General features: G+C 63.5%; 23 protein-coding genes. 13 read left to right on the top strand and 10 right to left on the bottom strand.

Features of this window, described 5'->3' with window-relative positions; translation table 11 throughout:
- Positions 1-72: 72 nt before the first annotated feature.
- The 3 genes from asnA to H8711_RS10820 are packed head-to-tail and all read left to right on the top strand — an operon-like array spanning position 73 to position 4852.
- Positions 73-1032 (top strand): aspartate--ammonia ligase, encoded by a 960-nt coding sequence (gene asnA, locus H8711_RS10810; RefSeq protein WP_249283481.1) that lies wholly within the window; start codon positions 73-75, stop codon positions 1030-1032.
- Between the two features lie 32 nt (positions 1033-1064).
- Positions 1065-3167 carry a glutamine synthetase III family protein gene (locus H8711_RS10815; RefSeq protein WP_249283459.1) on the top strand — a complete coding sequence of 701 codons (2103 nt, stop codon included), beginning with the start codon at positions 1065-1067 and terminating at the stop codon, positions 3165-3167.
- Between the two features lie 38 nt (positions 3168-3205).
- Positions 3206-4852: an ABC transporter substrate-binding protein gene (locus tag H8711_RS10820; protein ID WP_249283460.1), complete on the top strand. Its 1647-nt coding sequence runs from the start codon at positions 3206-3208 to the stop codon at positions 4850-4852.
- Between the two features lie 69 nt (positions 4853-4921).
- Here H8711_RS10820 and H8711_RS10825 read toward each other — a convergent pair whose 3' ends face one another.
- The 5 genes from H8711_RS10825 to H8711_RS10845 form a co-directional block, all read right to left on the bottom strand.
- Positions 4922-5410, bottom strand: coding sequence for a hypothetical protein (locus tag H8711_RS10825; protein ID WP_249283461.1), 489 nt, complete (start codon positions 5408-5410; stop codon positions 4922-4924).
- Positions 5411-5412: 2 nt separating this feature from the next.
- Positions 5413-6315 (bottom strand): DUF3100 domain-containing protein, encoded by a 903-nt coding sequence (locus H8711_RS10830; protein WP_249283462.1) that lies wholly within the window; start codon positions 6313-6315, stop codon positions 5413-5415.
- A 37-nt stretch (positions 6316-6352) separates the two neighbouring features.
- On the bottom strand, positions 6353-7156 hold the full coding sequence (locus tag H8711_RS10835) for an MBL fold metallo-hydrolase (RefSeq protein ID WP_249283463.1): 804 nt from the start codon (positions 7154-7156) through the stop codon (positions 6353-6355).
- Complete coding sequence (locus H8711_RS10840) at positions 7153-8388, bottom strand: Zn-dependent hydrolase (RefSeq protein ID WP_249283464.1); 1236 nt, start codon at positions 8386-8388, stop codon at positions 7153-7155. Before H8711_RS10840 ends, H8711_RS10835 begins: the two co-directional genes overlap by 4 nt.
- 185 nt (positions 8389-8573) lie before the next feature.
- Positions 8574-8816, bottom strand: coding sequence for a helix-turn-helix domain-containing protein (locus H8711_RS10845; protein ID WP_249283465.1), 243 nt, complete (start codon positions 8814-8816; stop codon positions 8574-8576).
- Positions 8817-8906: 90 nt separating this feature from the next.
- On the opposite strand from H8711_RS10845, the gene H8711_RS10850 reads away from it, so the two are divergent.
- On the top strand, positions 8907-9095 hold the full coding sequence (locus tag H8711_RS10850) for a hypothetical protein (protein ID WP_249283466.1): 189 nt from the start codon (positions 8907-8909) through the stop codon (positions 9093-9095).
- A 53-nt stretch (positions 9096-9148) separates the two neighbouring features.
- Here the strand turns inward: H8711_RS10850 and cysS are convergent, their stop codons facing one another.
- Genes cysS through recA form a run of 5 tightly spaced genes read right to left on the bottom strand, consistent with a single transcriptional unit; the run spans position 9149 to position 14259 of the window.
- On the bottom strand, positions 9149-10546 hold the full coding sequence (gene cysS / locus H8711_RS10855; RefSeq protein WP_249283467.1) for a cysteine--tRNA ligase: 1398 nt from the start codon (positions 10544-10546) through the stop codon (positions 9149-9151).
- 46 nt (positions 10547-10592) lie between these two features.
- Entirely contained in the window at positions 10593-11168 is a 576-nt protein-coding gene (gene pgsA, locus H8711_RS10860) for a CDP-diacylglycerol--glycerol-3-phosphate 3-phosphatidyltransferase (protein WP_249283468.1), read from the bottom strand.
- Positions 11165-12502 carry a 30S ribosomal protein S12 methylthiotransferase RimO gene (gene rimO / locus H8711_RS10865; RefSeq protein ID WP_249283469.1) on the bottom strand — a complete coding sequence of 446 codons (1338 nt, stop codon included), beginning with the start codon at positions 12500-12502 and terminating at the stop codon, positions 11165-11167. Before rimO ends, pgsA begins: the two co-directional genes overlap by 4 nt.
- A gap of 24 nt (positions 12503-12526) precedes the next feature.
- Entirely contained in the window at positions 12527-13156 is a 630-nt protein-coding gene (locus H8711_RS10870; RefSeq protein WP_249283470.1) for a regulatory protein RecX, read from the bottom strand.
- The gene (recA, locus tag H8711_RS10875; RefSeq protein ID WP_249283471.1) at positions 13153-14259 is read right to left on the bottom strand and encodes a recombinase RecA; all 1107 of its coding nucleotides are present in this window, start codon (positions 14257-14259) and stop codon (positions 13153-13155) included. The genes H8711_RS10870 and recA overlap by 4 nt, the downstream gene beginning before the upstream one ends.
- 177 nt (positions 14260-14436) lie before the next feature.
- Between recA and H8711_RS10880 the strand changes: the two genes are divergently transcribed.
- The 9 genes from H8711_RS10880 to H8711_RS10920 all read left to right on the top strand — a co-directional run.
- Complete coding sequence (locus tag H8711_RS10880; RefSeq protein WP_249283472.1) at positions 14437-15153, top strand: hypothetical protein; 717 nt, start codon at positions 14437-14439, stop codon at positions 15151-15153.
- Between the two features lie 189 nt (positions 15154-15342).
- On the top strand, positions 15343-15714 hold the full coding sequence (locus H8711_RS10885) for a BlaI/MecI/CopY family transcriptional regulator (protein ID WP_249283473.1): 372 nt from the start codon (positions 15343-15345) through the stop codon (positions 15712-15714).
- Positions 15708-17204: a M56 family metallopeptidase gene (locus tag H8711_RS10890; RefSeq protein WP_249283474.1), complete on the top strand. Its 1497-nt coding sequence runs from the start codon at positions 15708-15710 to the stop codon at positions 17202-17204. Before H8711_RS10885 ends, H8711_RS10890 begins: the two co-directional genes overlap by 7 nt.
- Positions 17205-17244: 40 nt before the next feature.
- Complete coding sequence (locus H8711_RS10895; RefSeq protein WP_249283475.1) at positions 17245-17592, top strand: DUF3888 domain-containing protein; 348 nt, start codon at positions 17245-17247, stop codon at positions 17590-17592.
- Positions 17593-17789: 197 nt separating this feature from the next.
- Entirely contained in the window at positions 17790-18017 is a 228-nt protein-coding gene (locus H8711_RS10900) for a helix-turn-helix transcriptional regulator (protein ID WP_249283476.1), read from the top strand.
- A 67-nt stretch (positions 18018-18084) separates the two neighbouring features.
- Positions 18085-18249, top strand: a complete 165-nt coding sequence (locus tag H8711_RS10905) for a hypothetical protein (RefSeq protein WP_249283477.1) — start codon at positions 18085-18087, stop codon at positions 18247-18249.
- A 14-nt stretch (positions 18250-18263) separates the two neighbouring features.
- Positions 18264-18452, top strand: a complete 189-nt coding sequence (locus H8711_RS10910; RefSeq protein ID WP_249283478.1) for a hypothetical protein — start codon at positions 18264-18266, stop codon at positions 18450-18452.
- Positions 18453-18476: 24 nt separating this feature from the next.
- Positions 18477-18623 carry a hypothetical protein gene (locus H8711_RS10915; RefSeq protein WP_249283479.1) on the top strand — a complete coding sequence of 49 codons (147 nt, stop codon included), beginning with the start codon at positions 18477-18479 and terminating at the stop codon, positions 18621-18623.
- Between the two features lie 183 nt (positions 18624-18806).
- The coding region (locus H8711_RS10920) for a LamG-like jellyroll fold domain-containing protein (RefSeq protein ID WP_249283480.1) at positions 18807-22885 on the top strand (4079 nt) is incomplete at its 3' end.

Genomic DNA, 22885 nt, shown 5'->3' on the forward strand with positions numbered 1-22885 from the left:
CAGGACGGAGGAATCACCTTGTCAACCGAACACCTGATTATCCCGCCGGTCTATCCGGCCAAATTGGACATCATGCAGACCGAAAAAGCGATCAAGCTGGTGAAGGACACCTTTGAAAGCGAGCTCGCGGCCATGCTGGAGCTCACCCGCGTCTCTGCGCCGCTGTTTGTTCGGCCCGAGACCGGCCTCAACGACGACCTCAACGGCGTCGAACGCCCCGTCGATTTCGACATCCGCGACATCGGCGCCGAGGTGGAGGTGGTGCACAGCCTGGCCAAATGGAAGCGCCTCGCGCTCAAGCGCTACGGCTTCAAGCCCGAGACCGGCCTTTACACCGACATGAACGCCATCCGCCGGGACGAGGAGCTGGATAACCTGCATTCGGTGTATGTGGACCAGTGGGATTGGGAAAAGGTGATCCTCCCCGAGGATCGCAACCTGCACTTTTTAAAATCGACCGTGCGGGACATCCTCTCCGCGCTGGTGGCCACCCAGAAGAAGCTGTGCGCGCGCTTTGAGCAGCTCGACTGCTACCTGCCGCAGGAGGTGCACTTTGTCTCCTCGCAGGAGCTCGAGGACCTCTACCCCGAGCTGGACCCGAAGGAGCGCGAAAACGCCATCTGCAAGCGGCACGGGGTGGTGTTCATCACCCAGATCGGCGGCAAGCTGCACAGCGGCAAGCCCCACGACGGCCGCGCGCCCGACTACGACGACTGGGAGCTCAACGGCGACCTGCTGGTGTGGTACCCGGTGTTGCAGCGCGCCATCGAAATTTCGTCCATGGGCATCCGCGTGGATGCCGCCGCACTGGACCGCCAGCTCCGCCTGGCGGGCTGCGAGGAGCGCAGCGCGCTGCCGTTTCATAAGATGCTGTTAAACAACGAGCTGCCGCTCACCATGGGCGGCGGCATCGGACAGTCGCGTCTGTGCATGCTGCTGCTGCAAAAAGCCCACATCGGCGAGGTGCAGGCCTCGGTCTGGCCGGACGACATGCTGGCGGCGTGCGAAGCCAACGGCATCCATCTGCTGTAAACCAAAGATGATAGACCCGGGTCTAACCGCCCATGAACAGGAGGAGAATCCGCTTGGATATACTTTCGATTTTCGGCAGCAAGGTGTTCAACGACGCGGTGATGCGTCAGCGTCTGCCCAAACGGGTGTACGACAGTCTCAAGCACACCAACCGCGAGGGCGCCCCGCTCGACCCGGCCATCGCCGACGTGGTGGCGGGCGCGATGAAGGATTGGGCGATCGCCAACGGCGCCACCCACTACACCCACTGGTTTCAGCCGATGACCAACGTGACCGCGGGCAAGCACGACAGCTTTCTCACCCCCACGCTGGACGGCTCGGTGATCCTGGAGTTTTCGGGCAAGAGCCTGCTGGCGGGCGAGCCGGACGCATCCAGCTTCCCCAATGGGGGGCTGCGCAACACCTTTGAGGCGCGCGGCTACACCGCCTGGGACCCGACCTCCCCCGCCTTTATCCGCGACCACACCCTCTACATCCCTACCGCGTTCTGCTCCTATACGGGCGAAGCGCTGGATATGAAAACCCCGTTGATGCGCTCGATGCAGGTGCTCTCCTCCGAGGCGCTGCGCCTGCTGCGCCTGTTCGGCAACAACACCACCCGCCGAGTGATCTCCACGGTGGGCGCGGAGCAGGAATATTTCCTGGTGGACCGCGAACTCTATGAGAAGCGTTTGGACCTCAAGCTCTGCGGCCGCACCCTGCTGGGCGCGAAGCCCCCCAAGGGGCAGGAGCTGGACGACCACTACTGCGGGCGCATCCGCCTGCGGGTGGCCGAGTTTATGGAGGACCTCGACCGCGAGCTGTGGAGCCTGGGGGTGACCAGCAAGACCAAGCACAACGAGGCCGCCCCGGCCCAGCACGAGCTCGCGCCGGTGTTCGCCAGCGCGAACATCGCCTGCGATCACAACCATCTCACCATGGAGATGATGCGCATCACCGCCAAAAAGCACGGGCTGGCCTGCCTGCTGCATGAAAAGCCGTTCGCCGGGGTGAACGGCAGCGGCAAGCACAACAACTGGTCGCTCTCCACCGACGACGGCATCAACCTGCTCGACCCGGGCAAGACCCCCTGGGAAAACGTGCAGTTCCTCACCTTTTTGTGCGCGGTCATCTCCGCGGTGCACGACTACAGCGACCTGCTGCGCCTGTCCGCGGCCACCGCGGGCAACGACCACCGGCTGGGCGGCTTTGAAGCGCCCCCAGCGATCATCTCGATCTTTCTGGGCGAGCAGCTCACCCACATCCTCAACGATATCGCCACCGGCCGCGACATCGACGTGCCGGCCGCCGTCTCCCTACAGATGGGGGTGGAGGCGCTGCCCAACCTCAAGCGGGACGACAGCGACCGCAACCGCACCTCCCCCTTTGCGTTCACCGGCAACAAGTTTGAGTTCCGCATGGTGGGCTCCTCCCAGTCGATCGCGCTGGCCAACGTGATGCTCAACACCGCGGTGGCCGACGTGCTGCGCGATTACGCGGACCGGCTGGCCCAGTCCGACGACTTCGACACCGAGCTCAAGGCGATCATCTCGGACACGGTGCGCGACCACAGCGCGATCATCTTCAACGGCAACAACTACACCGCGGACTGGGTGGCCGAGGCCGAACGGCGCGGCCTGCCCAACCTCACCAACACGGTGGACGCGGCCGAATCGATGATCGACGCCAAAAACATCAACCTGTTCGAGCGCACCGGCGTGTTTTCCGAGGCTGAGTGCCGCAGCCGCTACGATATCATCCTGGAAAACTATGCCAAGGTGCTGTCGATCGAGGCGGCCACCCTCACCGAGATGGTGCGGCGTCAGGTGTTCCCCGCCTGCGTGCGCTATGCGGGACGGATTGCTACCGACTACAACGCCATGACCGGCGCGGGCCTCAATGCAGCCGCGGTGAAGTGCCATCTGAACGAGCTGGACGGCCTGATCGCCCATCTGAGCGCCAACCTTGACGCGCTCGAGGCCGAACACCGCGCGGCGGACGCGATCGCAGACCACCGCGACCGCGCGGCTGCCATGCGCGACCGCGTACTGCCCGCCATGGACAGCCTGCGCGCGAGCTGCGACGCGCTCGAGGCGATTGTCGGCTGCGACGAGTGGCCGATTCCCACCTACACCGACCTGCTGCACCGCGTTTGAGCGGCGCGGCCTCACCACAACAGGAAAGGAGCGCAACGGTGAAACAACGAAAATGGCTGGCCCTGCTGCTGGCGGTCTGTGTGGCGCTGCCGCTCATTTCCTGCCGGCGTTCGGGCGACCAGATTGTGGTGCGGTACGACCTCACCGCCGCGCCGCGTTCGCTCGACCCCCAGCTCGCCTCCACCGGGGAGGCGCTGATGATCGTGGAGAACACCTTTGAGGGCCTCCTGCGCCAGAGTGAAAACGGCGGGCTGGAGCCCGGGGTGGCCACCGACTACGAGGTGTCCGACGACGGGCTAACCTACACCTTCACCCTGCGGCGGGACGCGATGTGGAGCGACGGCGAGACCCCCGTCACCGCGCGGGACTTTGTGTTCGCCTTCCGCCGGGTGGTCGATCCGGTGACTGGATCGGCGGGCGCGGCCAACTTTCTGTGCGTACAAAATGCGCCCGAAATCCTGTCCGGCGCTGTCCCCGCCTCCCGGCTGGGGGTCTCCGCGCCGGACGACTACACCCTGATCGTGCGGCTGCACACCCCCAACCCGTTCTTCGCTGAGGTGACGGCCTCGGCCGCCGCAATGCCCTGCAACGAGGCGTTTTTCACCTCCACCAAGGGGCGCTATGGGCTGGAACCGGAATATCTGATGTTCAATGGCCCCTTCTTTATTCGCAGTTACGACGCCAAAAGCAAGGTCTCGCTGCGGCCCAACGGGCACTACCACTCCGCCAAGCCGGTTCTGGCGGCCGGGGTGGATCTCGCCTTTCAGTACGACGACCGCTTCGACGAGGACAAACCGGACGCGACCCTGAAAACCGCTGCGCAAAAGGTGCTGTCGCGGTTTTACAGCGGCAAGACCGACGCCGCGCCGATCTCTTTTGAGGAGGCGGAGGCCCTGCAGGAAAAGGGGTCCGCGACCGTCTACAGCTTTGAAAACACCGTGTGGGGGCTGGCGTTCAACTGCCGCACCAACACCTACGGCAACGACAAAATCCGGCGCGCGCTGCTGCTCTCGATCGACCCGCAGGAGCTCTCGGGCTATCTCACCGGCAACCTGTCGCCCGCGCGCGGCATCGTGCCGCCCGCCGTCAAACTGCTCGACCGCTCCTACCGCGACATCGCCGGAAACAATGTCTGGCCGGCGCGCGATTCGGCCCAGGCCAAGGCGCTGCTGGCCGAGGGGTTGGCCGAGCTTGGGGTGGAAAAACTCTCTAAAACCACCATCCTCTACCCCGACGGATACGATTTCGCCCCCATGTTGAGCATCCTGCAGCGCCAGCTCCAACAGGGTCTGGGGGTGTTCATCAACCTGGAGGCCCTGCCCCAGGATGAGCTGAGCGCACGGGTCAGAAGCGGCGATTACCTGTTGGCCCTGGTCCCCTACACCGCCGAACGCAGCAACCCCGACTCGATTCTCAGCCGGTTCGCGGGCTATTCCACCCGCAACGAGACCGGCTACGCCAGCAGCGCGTTCGACAACACCTTGAGCGCTGCGCTGGTGGCCGGGGACATCGTGGAGGCGGCCGAGCTGTATGAGCGTGCGGAGCAGGCCCTGCTGGAGGCGGGCGTCTACCTGCCGCTGGCCTACGAGACCTCGCACTACGCCTGTTCGACCGACGTGCAGGGGCTGGTGTTCTCCCCGTTTTCCTATCAGGTGTACTTTAAATACGCCGCTCCGGCGGAATAAATAAGCGCAAAAATCCCCCGCAGGCGATGGCCTGCGGGGGTTTTATTTGTCGCTTCAGCGAGGACGCCGTTAGATGATGCCCTGCATCTTGAGCACGAGCTGCGCCACCAAGGCCGAACCCAGGAAGGTGCCGAGGATGACGCACAGGGTCACCACGATGCCGCGCCAGCCCATCTTTTTGAACTCAGCCCAGCTCTTGCCGATCGCCACGCCCGAATAAGCGAGGATGACGGTGCACAGACCGAGGGTGCTGATCTTGTTGGTGCTGGTGTACACAAATTCGGACACCGGCCCGAACACGGGCAGCGAGATCACCAGGGCGATCACGCTGATGTAGATGATCGCGGGGATCTTCAGGGGGATCAGCTTGGCCAGCAGCAGCCCGACAAAGGTGATGCCGATGAGGATGAGCATCCCCGGAATCGATTCCACGATCGAATTTTTATAGCTGAAGGTGTTGATGATGAGGGTGAGCACGCCGAAGATCAACAGCATGAGCAGCCAATCCAACACTGAGCTCATCTTCAGATGTTCCTTTTTTACCGCGAGTTTCGCCATGATTACTCCGCCTCCTTCGCTTTTTCCGCTTCCGCCTTGGCAAGCTCCGCGTTTCTCCGTCCGGTCTTGGTGATGCGGCCCAGCGTGGGCTCCAGCACCTTATACAGCAGGTTGCACAGCGGCAGGCCGATCAGGATGGACATGTAGATGCCGTCCACCTGGGTGAGCAGGTTGCTCATGCTGGAATAGGCGGACATCTGGGTTTCAAACTGCGGGAACATATCGATGAGGGTGCTCAGCGACGCGGCGGTCATGCCCGCGCTGCCAACGCCGGTGGCCATCGCGTAGGCGAGGGGGCTGATGGGCAGCACATTCGCCAGGATGCCGGTGAGCGGGCCGATGACGACCGAACCGATGACGGTGCCGATGATGTAGATCATGAGCACGCCGCGGGTCTCGTTGGAATCGAAGCCGTAGCGGTCGATGATGAGGCCCATGTTCTGCTCGCGGCCGATCGAGTGGGTCATGCCGACCGCCTCGCGCTTGAAGCCGAGCAGCAGGGCGACGGGCAGGGCGATGATCATGGTGCCGATGTTGCCGAACTCCTGCAGCAGCATGGCCGGGCCAACCGCCAGAATCTCATTGATCGAATAGCCGCTGGCGACGGCGAGCTTGGCCAGCAATGGGCCGATGAAGATGAGCATGGTGCCGGACGCCGCTTCCGACTCCTCCTCTTTCACCCATTTGATGGGCTTGGCGAGATAGGCGATCAGGCCCAGCAGCATGGCAAAGACGAACGGCTGGAAGCCGATCGACAGGCTGCCGTACAGATCGTTGCTAAAGGTGAGGGTCTGTTTGCGGATGACCAGCTCGGCCAACAGGATGATGACCAGGACCGCGATGTGGAGCTTGTACTCCTTCCAGCAGACCTTGTCCTTGGCGGGTGCGGTTGCTTGGGTACTCATTGTCTTAATTCCTCCTCAAAAAGTTTATCTTTCGGGGTCACCACGTCAGGGTGAGCCCAACGCCGACTTCCTGCACCGGAATTTCCCGGTGGATGGCCGCACGCGCGGCGAAGGATGTGCAGTGGCAGGGGTAGAGCATGGGGATGCGCTCGCGCTTTAGGTATTCTACGGTGCGCTCGAGCTGCTCGGAGTGTTCGTCGAACAGGTGGAACCCACCGATCACCCCGCGCACCCGCCGCTCGCCCGTCACCCTTTTGGCGTATTCGATGATGTTGCAGATGCCCGCGTGGGAACAGCCGGTGATGATCGAGATGCCCTCGGCCCCCCGATACACCAGCGCGGAATCGTCCAGCAGGTAGTCCGGCCGCCAACCGCAGCCGCACCGGCACTCCCCGATGGGGGCCTGGTTTTCAAAGCCGTTGGTGCGCTCGATCTCCCCCAGAAAGGTGAGGTTGGGGCTCACCGCCACCGGCGCGCGCGAAAGGCACAGGTCGAACCGCTCGGACGCGGCCTCCTCCCGCAGGGGGGAGCAGATGGCGAGCTGGCCCGACCGCTTCTCCTCGAACACGCGCGGGTGCGCATAGAGCTTCACCGGGCGCCCGACCGGGGGAAACGCCGCGAGCCCGCCGGTGTGGTCGTCGTGCCCGTGGGAGAGCACCACCGCGTCCACCCCGGTGAGGTCGATGCCCAGCTTGCAGGCGTTTTTGACGTACACGTCGGAATAGCCGAGGTCGAACAGCAGCAGGGCGCCCTCGTCCTCGATGAAATAGGACACCGCCGGCTCGCCCAGATAATAACGGTCGATATAGGTGTTGTTATCGGCCAGCACCGTCAGCTTCACAGCTTTTTCTCCTCGCAGATTTGGCGCAGGGTGTCGCACGCCGCCACGGACGCCTGGGCGAGCGTGCGCTCGTCGGTGTTCTCCTCCGGGCAGTGGCTGCGCCCGCCGATGCTGGGGACAAAGATCATCGCGGCGGGCATCCGCGCGCCAAACACCTGCGCGTCGTGCCCCGCCCCGCTGAGGATATGCATGTTGGAATATCCGTGTTTTGTGCAGCTCTCTTCGATGTAGCGCCGGAAGTCGCCGCTCAGCTCCACCGGATCGACCCAGAGGGTCTCCTCCACATCGAAGGTCATGTGGAACCGCCCGGTGACGGCGCGCAGGTCATCCAGCATTCCCTGGTACTGCGCCTCGATCACATCGCGGGTCGCGCCCCGGAAATCCACCGTGTAGGAGACCTGGCTGGGCACGATGTTGACGATGTTGGGCTCCACATTGAGGCTGCCCACCGTGGCAACCGCCTGCGGGAACTGCCGCGCGCGGTCGCCGATCCCGGCGATCACCTTGGAGGCCGCCTCCACCGCGTCCATGCGCATGTTCATGGGCATGGTGCCCACGTGGTCGGCGCGGCCGTGCACCGTGACCAGCGCGCGCTTGATGCCCACGATGATATCCACGATGCCGATGTCCTTCTGTTCGGCCTCCAAAATCGGGCCCTGCTCGATGTGGACCTCCAAGAACGCCTTGATGTCGGTGCGCTTGTTGGCGGCGATCGCATCCGGGTCGAGGCCGTATGCCTTCATCGCGTCGTAGACGCTCACGCCATCCTCGTCCTTGTAGCGGCGGATGTCGTCCACCGTGAGCTGCGCGTCCAGCACCTTGCCGGTGAACAGGCCGGATTTGAAGCGCGAGCCCTCCTCGTCGTTGGTGGCGATCACCTCGATGGAGTAGTACGGCTGCCCGCCGCCTTCGATGAGCTGGCGCACCGCCTCGATGCCGCACACCACGCCCGCGATGCCGTCGTATGCGCCGCCGAACCGCACCGAATCGAGGTGCGAGCCGATCATGACGGTGTCGGGCACCTGGCCCTCCAGCCGGCCGATGACCGAGCCGGAGTTGTCCATGCGCACGGCGAGGCCGATTTCCTCCATGCGGGCTTCGATGTATTCGCTGGCCGCGCGGGCCTCGGGTGTGAAGGGGAAGCGGGTGACGCCGCTGCCCGGCGTGGCGGTGAAGGCGCGCAGCTCGGCGAGCTGGGCTCGGATGCGCTGCGCGATTGGTTCGATTGTCATGTTGAATCACACTCCCATAAAAAGCGGCGCGCCCGCACAATTTCCCTGTGCGTACGCGCCGTTGCGTCGCTTTTTCTGTTATGCGCCAGCCGGCCTGACAATCCGCCCCTGACGCACAACTGTCTCTATTATAGACGGTAAAGGCCATTTTTTCAAGGTGTTTCTGCAAATATTTTCTTTTTTCGTCAAATCTTTTGCTTATGGTATCTCTTTCCCCGCGTGTAGGGCTGCGGATCATCCGTCAATTCCAGCAAATAATCGATGCTGGTATCATAAATGAGCGCCAGCCTAATTAAAACCGGAATAGGGATATTCAGTTTGCCATGCTCATAATCAGAATAAGTCGTCTGCGCAACACAAAGTTTGTCGGCAATCTTTTTCTGAGTATAGTCAAAATCCACTCTGAGATTTTTGATTCGTTCATACATCACTATCACCCAAAGTTATTATCTCATAACGGATATACCGGTATTGATTTTTAACGTAATATCCGTTAAAATATTTCTGAGGTGATCTTAATGCGCAAACGAAAATATGAAATCGTCGAGGGGCTTTGCTGCGGCACCTGCCACTATTATGTGCAGCACTATATCCAGTGGGGCGGGCCGAATCGCTTCAGCGCGCTGTCCTATGGGCATTGCATCTATCCGCGTATGAAAGTCCGCGAACCTTACCAGACCTGCGAGCACTGGCGCGCAAGAAAATAGCGGAAAAGCGCCCGGAAGGCTGTGCCTTCCGGGCGCTTTTCCTTATTTATCGCTTACTTCTGAATCGACCACTTGACGCCCTGCGGGGTGTCCTCAAGCACCACGCCGCGCGCCTTGAGCTCGTCGCGGATGCGGTCGGCCTCGGCCCAATTCTTGGCGGCCCGGGCCGCCTGGCGCTGCTCGATGAGCGCCTCGATCTCCGCGTCGATGCTCTGCCCGCCGCGGTTGTACAGCAGGCCCAGCACGCCGGTCAGCTCGTCGAACAGCGCGGCCGCCGCCGTGAGATACCCCTTGCCGCGCGGGGCGGCCAGCGCGGTGTTGATATCCCGCGCCAGGTCGAACAGCGCGGCAATGCCGTCCGCGGTGTTCAGGTCGTCGTCCATGGCGGCGATGAACTGCTTGCGGCGGCCTTCCAGCGCCGCAGTCAGCGCGTCGTCCCCTTCGGCGGGTGCGTCAGCCGCGCTCTTCAGCGCAAAGTCGAGGTTGTTGCGGCAGGTGTGCAGCCGCGCGAGCGCCGCCTTGCACTGTTCGATCACCTCGAGGCTGTAGTTGATCGGGCTGCGGTAGTGCGCCTGCAGCATCATAAACTTGATGGGCTCGTAGCCAAACTTTTCGGCCACCTCGCGGGTGGTGAAAAAGTTGCCCAGGCTCTTGCTCATCTTGCGGTTATCCACATTGATATAGCCGTTGTGCATCCAGTAGTGCACGTAGTCGTGACCGGTGCAGCACTCGGCCTGCGCGATCTCGTTTTCGTGGTGGGGGAAGATCAGGTCCTGCCCGCCGCAGTGGATGTCGATGGTCTCGCCCAGATACTTCTGAATCATGGCGGTGCACTCGATGTGCCAGCCCGGCCGCCCCATGCCCCACGGGGACTGCCACGCGGGCTCGCCGGGCTTGGCGGCCTTCCACAGCACGAAGTCCAGCGGGTCCTCCTTCTGGTCGCTCACGTCGATGCGCGCGCCCGACTCGAGATCCTCCAGCGGCTGGTGGGACAGCTTGCCGTAGCCCTCGTCCTTACGGGTGCGGAAGTACACATCCCCGTTCACTGCGTAGGCGTAGCCCTTGTCCTCCAGCTCCTTCACAATGCGGATGATCTCATCCACATTTTCGGTGGCCTTGGGGTGCACAGTGGCCGGGCGGACCCCCAGCCCCTCGGCGTCGGTCTGATACTCCTTGATGTAGCGCGCGGCCACCTCGGCCACGGTGACGCCCTCCTCGTTGGCCTTTTTGATGAGCTTGTCGTCGATATCGGTGAAGTTCTGCACGAACGTCACCTTGTAGCCGCGGTATTCCAGGTAGCGGCGCAGCACATCGAACACGCAGATGGGCCGCGCGTTGCCGATGTGGATGAAGTTGTACACAGTGGGGCCACAGGCGTACATCTTAATTTCGCCGGGCGTGATGGGCACGAGCTCCTCCTTCTGGCGGGTCAGGGTGTTGTATACTTTCATAAATCAAAATCCTCCGATTCCAAAGTCAAAAGCCAAACGCCGTGCGTCACTTGGTGCGGATGCAGGCGCGGTTTTTCCAAAGATAGTTTACGCCGGAGATGACCGTCAGAATCACCGACAGCCACATCAGCAGGTCGGCCGCCAGGGTGATGGTCACCCAGGCGCCCTGGTCGGCGGGGCTGACAAACGCGCCGAGGTACCACTGCGCGCCGATGGTGTAGATCACCCACACCATCTGGCAGACGGTCTTGTACTTGCCCCATCGATCGGCCGCGATGACCACCCCGCCGCCCGCGGCGATCAGCCGCAGTGAGGTGACAAGAAATTCGCGCGCCAAAATCAGGATGACCGCCACCGCCGGGGCCCAGCCCTTCTCGACAAAGCACAACATGGCGGACATCACCAGCACCTTGTCGGCCAGCGGGTCCATCAGCTTGCCGAAGTCGGTCACCAGCCCGCGCTTGCGGGCGATGCGGCCGTCCAGCAGGTCGGTGAGCGACGCGGCCACAAACACGATGAACGCCCACAGGTAGCCATGGGGGATGCCGGGCGACAGTATAAAGATCAGGAACACCGGCACCAGCGCCATGCGCAGCACCGTCAGCTTGTTGGGTAGGTTCACCGTTCTCCCTCCTCCAGGCGGCCCAGCAGGTCGTAATCCTCCGCGTTCTCCACCAACACCGTCACAAATTCGCCCGGCGTGCACTCCCGCTCGCTGTCGAAGTACACCCGGCCGTCGATATCCGGCGCGTCCGCCGCGGTGCGGCCCACATAGCGGCCGCTCTCCTCGTCAAAGCCCTCCACCAGCGTCTCGAGCGAGCGCCCGATCTTTTTGTGCGCCAGCCCGGCCGCGATGCCCATTTGCAGCTCCATCACCAGGTCGGCGCGGTGGCGCTTGAGCTCCTCGTCGATCTGGTCGGGGAACTCGGCCGCGGGGGTGCCGTCCTCCGCAGAATAGGCGAAGCACCCCAGCCGGTCGAACCGCACCTCCTTGACAAACTCGCACAGCTCGGCGAAATCCGCCTCGCTCTCGCCGGGGAACCCGGTGATGAGGGTGGTGCGCAGGGTAATACCCGGCACCCGCGCGCGGATGTGCGCCATCAGCGCCGTGAGCGACTGCCGGTCGAACCGGCGGTTCATCCGCTTTAAGATGTTGCCGCTGGCGTGTTGCAGCGGGATATCCAGATACTTGCAGATCTTGGGCTGCCGGGCGATCACCTCCAGCAGCTCGTCGGTGATGGTGTCGGGGTAGCCGTACAAAATGCGAATCCAGCGCAGGCCCTCGATCTCGCACAGGCGGTCGAGCAGCTCGGGCAGCGCGAGGCGGCCGTACAGGTCTTTGCCGTAGCGGGTGGTGTCCTGCGCGATCACGTTGAGCTCGCGCACCCCGGACGCGGCCAGCCGCTGCGCCTCCTCCAGCACCTCGTCCATCGGGCGGCTGCGGAACCCGCCGCGGATCAGCGGGATGGCGCAGTAGGTGCAGCGGTTGTCGCACCCCTCCGCCACCTTGAGGTAGGCGGTGTAGGGCGGGGTGGTGAGCACCCGCTCGCCGCTCAGGGGCACATCCTCTTTGGCCCCGAATTCGTAGACCTTTTCGCCGTGCAGCGCGCGCTCGATCGCGGCCGCGATGTGGCTGTTGGACCCGATGCCCAGCACCACGTCCGCCTCGGGTAGCTCGCGCGCCACCTCCATCTGGTAGCGCTCGGCGAGGCACCCGGTCACCACCACCGCCTTGACCCTGCCGCGCCCCTTGAGCTGCGCAAACTCCAGGATGGTCTCGATCGATTCGCGCTTGGCGTCCTCGATGAAGCCGCAGGTGTTGATGATGACCACGTCGCAGCGGCGCGCATCCGCGCACAGCTCATAGCCCTGTTTGGTGATGAGCGCGAGCATCAGCTCGGCGTCCACCTGATTTTTGGTGCAGCCCAGCGACACCATTCCCACTTTAATTGACATAGTTCCACTCCAAAAAATTTCTATTTATTCGCCCTCGGCCTCCAGCGCGTCCAGCGCGCGGCCGATCGCCCGGCGGATGTCCGCCTGGCGGTAGCCCATGCGCAGCAGCCCGCCGACCGCGCGGCTGCGGCCCTTCTCATCCCCCAAGCAGCGGGCGTATCTGCGCGCGATCAGCGCATCCAGCGCCGCGTCCACGTCGGCGGTCTCAGCCACCCCGGCCATCGCGTCCTCGATAAGCTCCCGGTCGATGCCGCGGCGCGCCAGCTCCTGGCGTACCCGCACCTCGCCGTAGCCCTTGCGCTCGGTGAGCTGCCGGGCCAGGCGCGCCGCGTAGTCCGCGTCGTCGAGAAGCCCTAACTCCTCCATGCGGGCGGTGACCTCCCCGGCCGCCGCCTCGCCGCCGGTTTTCACCAGCTTGTCGAAGAGCTCCTTGCGGCTGTGGGCGCGGGTTTCCAGCAGGTAGAGCGCCCGCTCGCGGGTGCGCCGCAGGTCGCTTTGGTATTTGAGCTCATCCAGCCGCGCCGGGGTGATCTCCTCCCCCGCGCGCAGCTTGGCGCGCACAAACGTCTCCGCATCCAGCATGAGGGCGTATTCCCCCTCCACAAACACGGCCCAGCCGCCCTTTTGCTTTTCCAGCGCCGTAATCAGCATCATTCGCCGTCATCCACCTCGACGTCGAGGTTCACCTTGGGCGCCGCAGGGGCGGGCGCAGCGGCCGCCGGGGCAGCAGCAGCCTTTTTGGGCGCAGCCTTGCCGCCGCGCACCATCACCAGCTCGTCGGCCCGCGCACGGATTTGTTGATCCAGGTCGGCCAGGAACTCGGGGTGCTCCTGCAAATAAATCTTTACATTGTCGCGGCCCTGGCCCAGGCGGGTCTCGCCGTAGCTGAACCACGCGCCGCTCTTGTTAATGATGTCCAGTCGGGTGGCCAGGTCGAGGATTTCCCCCACCTTGGAGATACCCGTGCCGTACATGATATCGAACTCGGCCTCGCGGAAGGGCGGGGCCACCTTGTTTTTCACCACCTTGACGCGGGTGCGGTTGCCCACCACCTCGGTGCCGCTCTTGAGCTGCTCCACCCGGCGCACGTCGAGACGCACGGACGAATAGAACTTGAGCGCGCGGCCGCCCGGCGTGGTCTCGGGGTTGCCGTACATCACGCCGACCTTTTCGCGCAGCTGGTTGATGAACACCGCCACGCAGTTGGCCTTGGAGATGACGCCGGTGAGCTTGCGCATCGCCTGGCTCATCAGGCGGGCCTGTAAGCCCACGTGGGTGTCGCCCATCTCGCCCTCGATCTCCGCGCGGGTGACCATGGCCGCCACCGAGTCGATCACAATCGCGTCGATCGCACCCGAGCGCACCAGGGCCTCGGCGATCTCCAGCGCCTGCTCGCCGGTATCCGGCTGGGACACCAGCAGCGAATCGATGTTGACCCCCAGCGCCTGGGCGTAGGTGGGGTCGAGCGCGTGCTCCACATCGATGAACGCGGCCTCGCCGCCGTTCTTCTGCGCCTCGGCGATGATGTGCAGCGCCACGGTGGTCTTACCGGACGATTCCGGCCCGAAGATTTCGACGATGCGCCCGCGCGGCACGCCGCCGATGCCCAGCGCCAGGTCGAGCGAGATCGAGCCGGTGGAGATCGCCTCCACGTTGAGGGTGGAGTTCTGCCCCAGCTTCATCACGGCGCCCTTGCCGAACTGCTTTTCTATCTGACTGAGCGCGGTTTCCAGCGCCTTTTGTTTGTCGATGGCCATGTGCTTTTCCCATCCTTTCCGCGGGGGATGCGGTGTAGAACAAATGTTTGCCCCCGTCTTACCAACTGGTTTTATTATATACGAAACCCGGCGCAATTGCAAGGTGTGTAGTTTTTGCGCCATGCCGCGCAGCTTGCGCCCCAGCGGGGCCTTACGGAGAAAGGAGTGACCGAAACCATGAAGATCACAGGCAGCAACCTATCCATGATCCGCGGGGACAGCGAGAGCATCACCGTGCGGATGAAAAACGCCGGCGGGCCGGTGCCCTTCGAGGCGGGCGACGCGGTCTATTTCACCGTGAAGGAGAGCCCGGCCGACAGCCTGCCCCTGCTGCAAAAGGAGGTGCGCGCGTTCGGCAGCGGCGGCGAGGCGGTGATCGAGCTCGCCCCGGGCGACACCTCAGGGCTGGATTTCCTGCGCTACTGCTACGACATCCAACTCACCCGCGCGGACGGGCGCGTCCTGACGCTGGTGCCGTCCTCCAGCTTCACGCTGAGGGCCGAGATCACCCTGGAGGGCGGCCAGAACACCGCATCCGGCGCGAGCGGCGAGCTGACGGTGGCGCTCGAGGCGGGCGGCGCGGAGGTGACTGTGGAGATCACCGGCACCGGCCCGCGCGGCCAGTCGGCCTGGGAGGCGGCGCGCGCCTACGGCTACACCGGCACCGAGGCGCAGTTCGGCGCGCTGCTGGCCACCCTCGGCGCGGGCGGCGGCTCCCCCGTGCTGCCCTACCCCGACCGGGCCAGCTTTCCAGCGGCGGGCAGCGAAAACGCGCTCTACATCGACCTCGCGGACAGGCGGTGCTACTGTTGGAGCGGCGAATCCCGCAGCTATCTGGCGGTCGGGTCGGACTACGGCCAGATCGAGTGCATCAGCGGCGGCGGCGCGGGCTGACCCCGCGCGCCAAGGGGCGGACAGGAAAAATCTGTCCGCCCCTTTTGGCTATGTGCCGCCTTTTGTGGCACGGCCCGCATGTGTATCGCTTTTGCCAATTTGAGTGGGAAATTCTGCTTGACATTTTGGTTTAACAGCGTTAAACTAACGGTGTGGTCTAACGCCGTTAAACCAAAAGGAGCGATGAAAATGCAGGATTATCAACTGGGCGCCATGGAGACCAGGTTCGCCGACCTGATCTGGGCGCACGCGCCGGTTTCGTCGGGCGAGCTGGTGAAGCTGTGCGCGGCCGAATTTAAGTGGAAGAAATCCACCACTTACACCATGCTGCGGCGGCTGTGCGAGCGCGGCATCTTTCAAAACCAAGGCGGTGTGGTGTCCGCGCTGCTGTCCAAGGCCGAGTTCCAGGCGGTGCAGAGCGAGCGCTTCGTCGAGGAGCACTTCGGCGGCTCGCTGCCGCAATTTCTGGCCGCGTTCACCGCGCTCGAAAAGCTCTCGGACGCGGAGATCGAGGAGCTGCAGCGCCTGATCGACCAACACAGGGGGGGATCGTCATGCTAGACAACATCTTTTTCCAGGTGCTCAATATGAGCTTCACCGCGAGCTTTGTCATCCTGTTTGTGCTGCTCGCCCGGCTGCTGCTCAAGCGGGCGCCAGCCGTCTGCTCCTACGCGCTGTGGAGCGTGGTGCTGTTCCGGCTGGTCTGCCCCTTCTCGTTCGAGAGCGCGCTGAGCCTGCTGCGCATCAACCCCGCGCCGGTGAGCGCCGAGCTGCTCTATTCGCCCGCGCCGCGGATAGACACGGGTGTGGATCTTCTCGACAGCGCGATCAACCCCATCCTGCCCGCACCGGCCTCCCCTGTGACCAGCGTCAACCCCCTGCAAATCTGGTCTTTGGCGGCCGAGGCCGTGTGGATTACGGGCATCGCCTGCCTGCTGCTCTACAGCGCCGTGTCCCTGCTGCGGCTGCGCCGGCGCCTGGTGGGCGCGGTGGAGGTGGGCGAGCGCATCTACCTCGCCGATCACATCCCCACACCGTTTGTCCTGGGGCTGTTGCGCCCCAAAATCTACCTGCCGTCCAGCCTTACCGAGCAGGAACAGCGGTACATCCTGCTGCATGAGCAGGCCCACATCCGGCGGCTGGACCACATCGTCAAACCGGTCGCCTTCCTCACCCTCTGCGTCCACTGGTTCAACCCCCTGGTGTGGGCGGCGTTCCTGCTCTGCTGTAAGGACATGGAGCTTTCCTGCGATGAAAGCGTGATGCGGCGGATGGGGGACGGCGCACGCGCGGACTATTCCGCCCTGCTGCTGCGCCTTGCGACCGGACACAGGCGCGTCGCCGCCGCGCCGCTCGCTTTCGGCGAGGGAGACACCAGGCGGCGCATCCAGCATGTGCTGCACTACCGCAGGCCTGCCCTCTGGGTGAGCCTGGCCGCGCTGGCTGCGGTTGCGGCGGTGTGCATCGGGCTGGCGGTGAACCCCGGCCGGGGTGAGGCGGGGTACTGGACTGTCGCTTTCCCCGCCTATCAGGACGGCAAAGACGAATACAATGCGTCGATCTACGAGACCGAGCCGTTCCACCTCTCGGTCAAGCTGCCCGACGGCTGGACGATCCAACAGCCCGCGGACGGGGCCCCGTCCACCCCGTTTCCCTTCCTGCCCGGCTACACGCCGCTCAACATCGTGGACGGCGACGCATACATCGGCGCCATTTGCTACAACATCTTTGAACCCTACGAGGATGAAATCCCACAGGAGGAATACTACAAGACCGTCTACCCCGAGCTGCGCCTGGGCAGCCTCTACAGCTGGCAGGAGTACACCCCGGTTGTGAGCAGCCCGACCGCCGAAACCGCCCTGGCCACCGTCTACATGGTGCTTCAGGAGGACGGCCTGTCCGCCGCCGAAAGCCCCACGCTGGAGGTGCCGGGCATCCTCTCGTATGATACCGGGTTGGGTGCGTATGTAGCCATCCAGTTTGCCGAGGGCGCAGTCACCGAGGAGCAGCTCCAGGCGATCGCGCAGAGCATCCGCCTCGCCCGGACATAACCGGCCGCAGCCGCATAAGCTGTAGCGGAGGTGAGAACCGATGCATCATGCCAACCGGCTCTGCGAGGATACCCTGCGCGCCATCTTTCTGCCCCGCGCCCGCGAGGAGGTCTGCCGCTATTACCGCGACTTCCTGACGGTGAAGCCCCAGCTGATGTGCTGGTGTATGAAGCTGGTGAACCTGCGCCATTCGCCCGGCGAGTGCTCGCGCTACCTGATCGACTTTGAGCTGTACCCCTACATCGGGCAGAAGGTGACCATCGCGGTCTGCCGCCTGACCTTCAGCGTGAAGGATTACGACGGGGAAATCAAATTGGAATCTTTCCGCCAGGTGCGCAGCTTCCCAGTGCCTGAGCACCTGTGGGACGTGGTCTGCCAGCCGTTTTGAAGCGCGGCCAGCGGTGAAAAAGGCCTGCCCCCTTGCAGGGGGCAGGCCTTTTCCATTATCTTTTCAGCGGTTTGCCCAGCGGAAAACCCCAAGAAAAATCGCTCTCAACGGTGCGCCCAATTTTTTTACACCCGATCAGGTTTAAAAACCAAACTTCCCATTAAACTCCTGCTATAATCGGCTGGGAGGTGTCATCTATGGCTATCAGCGACGAAATTGCCGTCTTCTGTGGTAATGTCAAAATTTTGCGCGAACAGCACGGGCTCACCAAAAGCGAGATGGCCCGCATCATGGGCGTCTCGCCCGCGTCCCTGCGCCGCATCGAGGCGGGCGAGCTGCCCAAACACCTGAGCGCCGGGGTTGCGCTGCGCCTCGCCGGGCATTTTGGGCTCGAGCCGTACCAGCTTTTCCTGCCGCTTCGCTAGTGTCCCGCGCTTTCCCATGAATTTTCGGCGCGCGCAGCGCAAACACTAACAGCGGGAGGTGATAACCATGTCCTGCCCGATCAATCCCTATCAGGACGAGGCCATGCAGCAATACTTTCAATCGCTGCCGCCCTTTGTTCAGGAAAATATCATGATGTGCAACCCCGAAGTGGACAACCTCGAGGAGCTGCGCCAGTGTGCGGAGCATCTGCTTTCACAAAACAACCAATAAGAGGTGTTTTTAAGATGTCCAAAAAAGAGCAGCGCTATCCCGGCGGCCTCGGCGAGCTGCTGAGCGCCGACATGAGCGCCAAGGAATATTTTATGTCCCTGCCCGACTACGTGCAGGGGATGATCCAGCAGCGCGCGGACAACGTCCAGACCTGCGCGCAGCTGGAAAACTACGCCGAAAATCTGCTGGCGGGCGACGATTAATTCCGCCAGAACGGAGGAATCCGTATGACCTTTTACGAAAATAACCCCGACCTGCGGGACTATTTTGAATCGCTCCCGATCGACGTCAAAAACAAGATCCTCGATTCGGGCGCGGAAATCTGTACCCTGGGGGAACTCAAACAGGTTGCTGAACATCTGATACAGCAGTGACCGGGCCCCACGCCTGCCGCCTGCGGCCGCGCCGGAAGAGAAATTTCTTTTCTTTTCCGGCGCGGCCTTTTTGTTGGAAGCTCCTAAGCGATTGTGCGATTATTGTATAGATTTTCCATGGAAAATATGAGATAATAAAGGCACCAGCAATGAAAAATTGCAAAGGAAGGAGAAATTGATTTGATGCACAGAACAACCAACAATTGGAAACGGCTGTCTTCCTGCCTCCTGGCGGCGGCGGTGTGCGCTGCCACCTGGTTCACCCCGGCCCTGGCGCTTCCGGCGGGGACCCAGCCCAGGGAGGACGGCCCAGCCGTCTCCTTCGACTTTGAGTCGGACGAGCTGACGGGGGCGGCCCTGCGCGGCGCGGCCAAAGTGGAGGACGGCGCGCTCGTGCTGGACGGCGCGAAGGGGTCCTATCTGGACGTGGAGATCCCCGACGCGCTCAAATCGGGCGACAGCATGACCATTTCGATGTGGGTCAAGCTGGACAGCATCGGCCACGACACCACCCTGATGACGATGGGCCAAAACCAGGCCAACTACGCCATCTTTGTGGTGAAGAACGTCTTCAACCATCTGCGCTTCGCCATGAAGGAAAACGGCGGCGCGGAGGACAACATTGAGGCCGCGCCCTACCCCGAGGAGGGCAAGTGGTCGCACGTGGCGTTCGTGCAGGACGGTGCGAACGGCCGCCTCTATAAGGACGGCGCGGAGATCGCCTCCTCCTCCAGCCTGGGGGTGCGCCTGTCCAGCCTGCTGGCGCAGGGCGGCGCGTACATCCACCTGGGCACCGCGGACGTCTGGGACGACACCCCGGTCAACGGCCGGATCGACGACTTTCAGATCTGGGCCGGGGCGCTGAGCGCCGAAGAGATCGCAGCGCAGGCCGGCGCCGATAAAAACCCGCCCGACCTGCGCGACGTGGAGGCCGCGGCCGCGGCTCTCACCATCGAGGGCGACCTGGCGAATGTCACCGCCGACCTCGCCCTGCCCCTTTCCTGGGAAAACGGGGTCGCCATCTCCTGGAAATCGAACTCGCCCGACGTGATTACCGACGGCGGCGTTGTTTCCCGCAAGGCGTCCGACCGCACTGTCACCCTGACTGCGACCCTCACCAAGGGGGCTTACAGCAAGATCAAGCTGTTCATCGTCACAGTCAAGGCGCTCGAGCTCGACCCGTTCGGGACCGACCTCAGTTACGCCCGCCGCTCGCTTGACTTCATCCTGAACAACGGCCAGACCACGCTGCCGCAAAGCGGCCCCAACGGCGCGGTTATCCGGTGGGAGGTCGCCTCGGGCCGCGCGGAGATCGACGCGGACAACCTGGTACATAAGGCGGACGGAGCCGCCGAAAACGAACCGGTCGTGCTGCGCGCCACTGTGGAACTGGACGGGCAAAGCGAATCCTTCCTGTATGAAAACCTCATCCTCAAGGATAGGTTCACCGGCTTTTTGATGAGCTATTTCGATTCCAGCAACGATACCGGCGGCATCCGCCTGGGCTACAGCTACGACGGCGTCAACTGGATTCCCCTCAAGGGCGGCGAACCGGTGGTGAAGGCCGAGATCGGCACCCGCCGCCTGCGCGACCCCAACATCTTCCGCCGCAAGGACGGCACCTTCGGCATTGTGGCCACACAAGGGTGGGATAACCCCGAAATCTATGCGTGGGATACCAACGACCTCATCACCTTTACCAACGAGCGCCTGCTCCGCATCCAGGGCGTCACCGATGAGCAGTGGGCAATCAACCGCGAAAAATACAATTTCAGCGTCTGCAACGACGAGGCCGGCAGCCCTCCGGGGGGCGGTTCGGCCTGGGCGCCCGAGGCGATCTACGACCCCGTGGTGGGCAAATACCTGATCTATTGGTCGGACACCCACTCCAACGGCGGCGTGCACGCCCCGATGATGGCCAACTGGACGGAGGATTTCACCAACGAGACCCTGTCCGACCCGTTTATCCTGCTGGACGACCCACACAACCAGATGATCGACGCGAATATCGTCAAGGAAAACGGCACCTATTTTATGACCTTCAAGAACGATTACCGCGCAACACCCGGCGAAGGCAGCGTTAAAAAGATGTTTGAGGGCGCGGTCGCCACCGAGTTGGGCGAGAACTCCTTCACCTATCAGCCGGGCGCGCTCATCACCGACATGCAGGGCAACGACATCGAGGGCGCGACCACCTTCCGCAACTTCAACGACAACAACCTGTGGTATATGTATTTCGACCCGCTGTCGGGCTCGCCCGACCTCGCCTATGCGGTCTCCCCGGCGCTCACCGGCCCGGAGGCCAACTGGGTGACCCACTGGGCCTACGGCACCCCCAACTACAAGGTCAACAGCCGCATCAACCATGTCACCGTCCTCCCCGTGACCCAAAGCGAGTTGGACGCGCTGGTCGCGGCGCACGGCGTGACCGGCCTGCAATATCAGGTGTTGGATGTGCGTGAGCCTGAGGGGGTGGTCTCTGTCGGCAGCGGCACACCGCTCGGCCTGCTGATGCCCCTGCTGCCCGCCACTCTGCCGGTCCAACTGGACGACGGCGGCTGGTACGACTTCCCCGTGACCTGGAGCAGCAGCGATTATGACCCCGCTGCACAGGGCAGCTACACCTTTGCGGGCGCGCTCTCCCTGCCCGACACGGTAAACCCTGCGAGCGCGCCGCAAAATTTGACCGCGACTGTGGTTGTGGACAGCTCCCCCGCGGCGTCGGTGACCTCGGTGGAGGTCGCGCCGCCCGCCAAGCTGGTTTACGACCTGGGCGAGCCTCTTTCGCTCGACGGCGGCTATCTGGTGGTGCATTACGCCGATGGCCGCTCCGGGAGGTTGCCGCTGGCGGACGAAGCGGTATCCATCTCCGGGTTCGACAACTCGGCCGCTGTCTCTGAACTGACTGTCACCGCGGGCTACAGCGGCTTCACCGCCCCGTTCACCGTGTCGGTGGTCGCCCCGGCCTCGATCACCCTGACGCCGCCCGCCAAGCTGGACTATGTCCTGGGGCAGAAGCTCGACCTCGCGGGCGGTTCGATCACCGTGCACTATGAGGATTCCTCCCGAGACAAGACCATCCCCCTCACCGAAAGCGGCGTGCGTATCGAGGGCTTCCCGACGCAAGCGGGCGACGGGCAGCTCGTCACCGTGATCTACGGCGGACAGCGCGCCACCTTTGCCGTCAATGTGCGCGAGGTGGCACAGGATGAGTTGGGCGCGGTGCTGCACTACGATTTCAACCAGGCCACCGATTCCGCGGTGGAAAACCAGGTGAGCGACGCCTACCGCGGTTCGCTCAAAAACGGCGCATCGGTCGCGGACGGCGCGCTCCGCCTCGGCGGCGGCACCCAGTATCTGGACGTGCCCACCGGCGCGATCGCCGACCTGACGGGGGAGGAGGTTTCCCTCTCAATGTGGGTCAACCTCAGCTCCAATGAGAACAACCAGACCATCCTCACCGTGGGCCGCGACAAAAACGACTTCGCGGTGTGGGTCACCAACGTGCTGCGCTACGGCATCAACGCCGACGGCAGGGGCGAGGCCAAGGCCGATTCCAGCCAGGCTGTACCCATCCACCGCTGGACCCATCTGGCGCTGGTTCAAACCGGGGACACCGTCACCCTCTATCAGGACGGCGCAGCCGTGGTGAGCCGCGCAACCTACCGCCTGCAGGAGATTATGAAGGACGGTTCGTTCATCCGCCTGGGCGGCGCGGGCGTCTGGCCCGACCCCTACACCAACGGCAGCGTGGACGACTTCAAGGTGTTCGCCCGCGCGCTCGACGCCCAGCAGGTCGAGGCCGACCGGCTGAGCAGCTACCTCTCGCTGCCCACGTGGATCGAAGCCGCTGTGCAAAAGGCCGATTCGGTTCCGGTGGGCGACCAGGTGGGCGAATACCCGGCCGAGGCGGTCGCCGCCTACCGCGAGGCGATTGAAGCGGCGCAGGATGCACTGGACGCGGGGAGCGAGCCCGCCATGCAAGCTGCGCTGGATTCCCTCAAAGCCGCAGGCAAGGCGCTGGACGACGCGCAGATCACCGAACCCGCAGTTGACAAAACGGCGTTGAAAGATCTAATCGAAGCGGCGGGCCAGTACGAGGAAGGCGCGTACACCGCGGCGAGCTGGGCAGCGCTGGAGGCGGCGCTGGAGGAAGCGAACCGCGTGATGGAGGACAAAGACGCGACCGCAGAGGAAGTGCAGACGGCGAGCGACGAGCTGCAAGCGGCGATAGACGGGCTGCGGTATGAGCTGAACACCGA

This window comes from Ligaoa zhengdingensis (assembly GCF_014384885.1).
Lineage (GTDB): Bacteria > Bacillota > Clostridia > Oscillospirales > Ruminococcaceae > Ligaoa > Ligaoa zhengdingensis.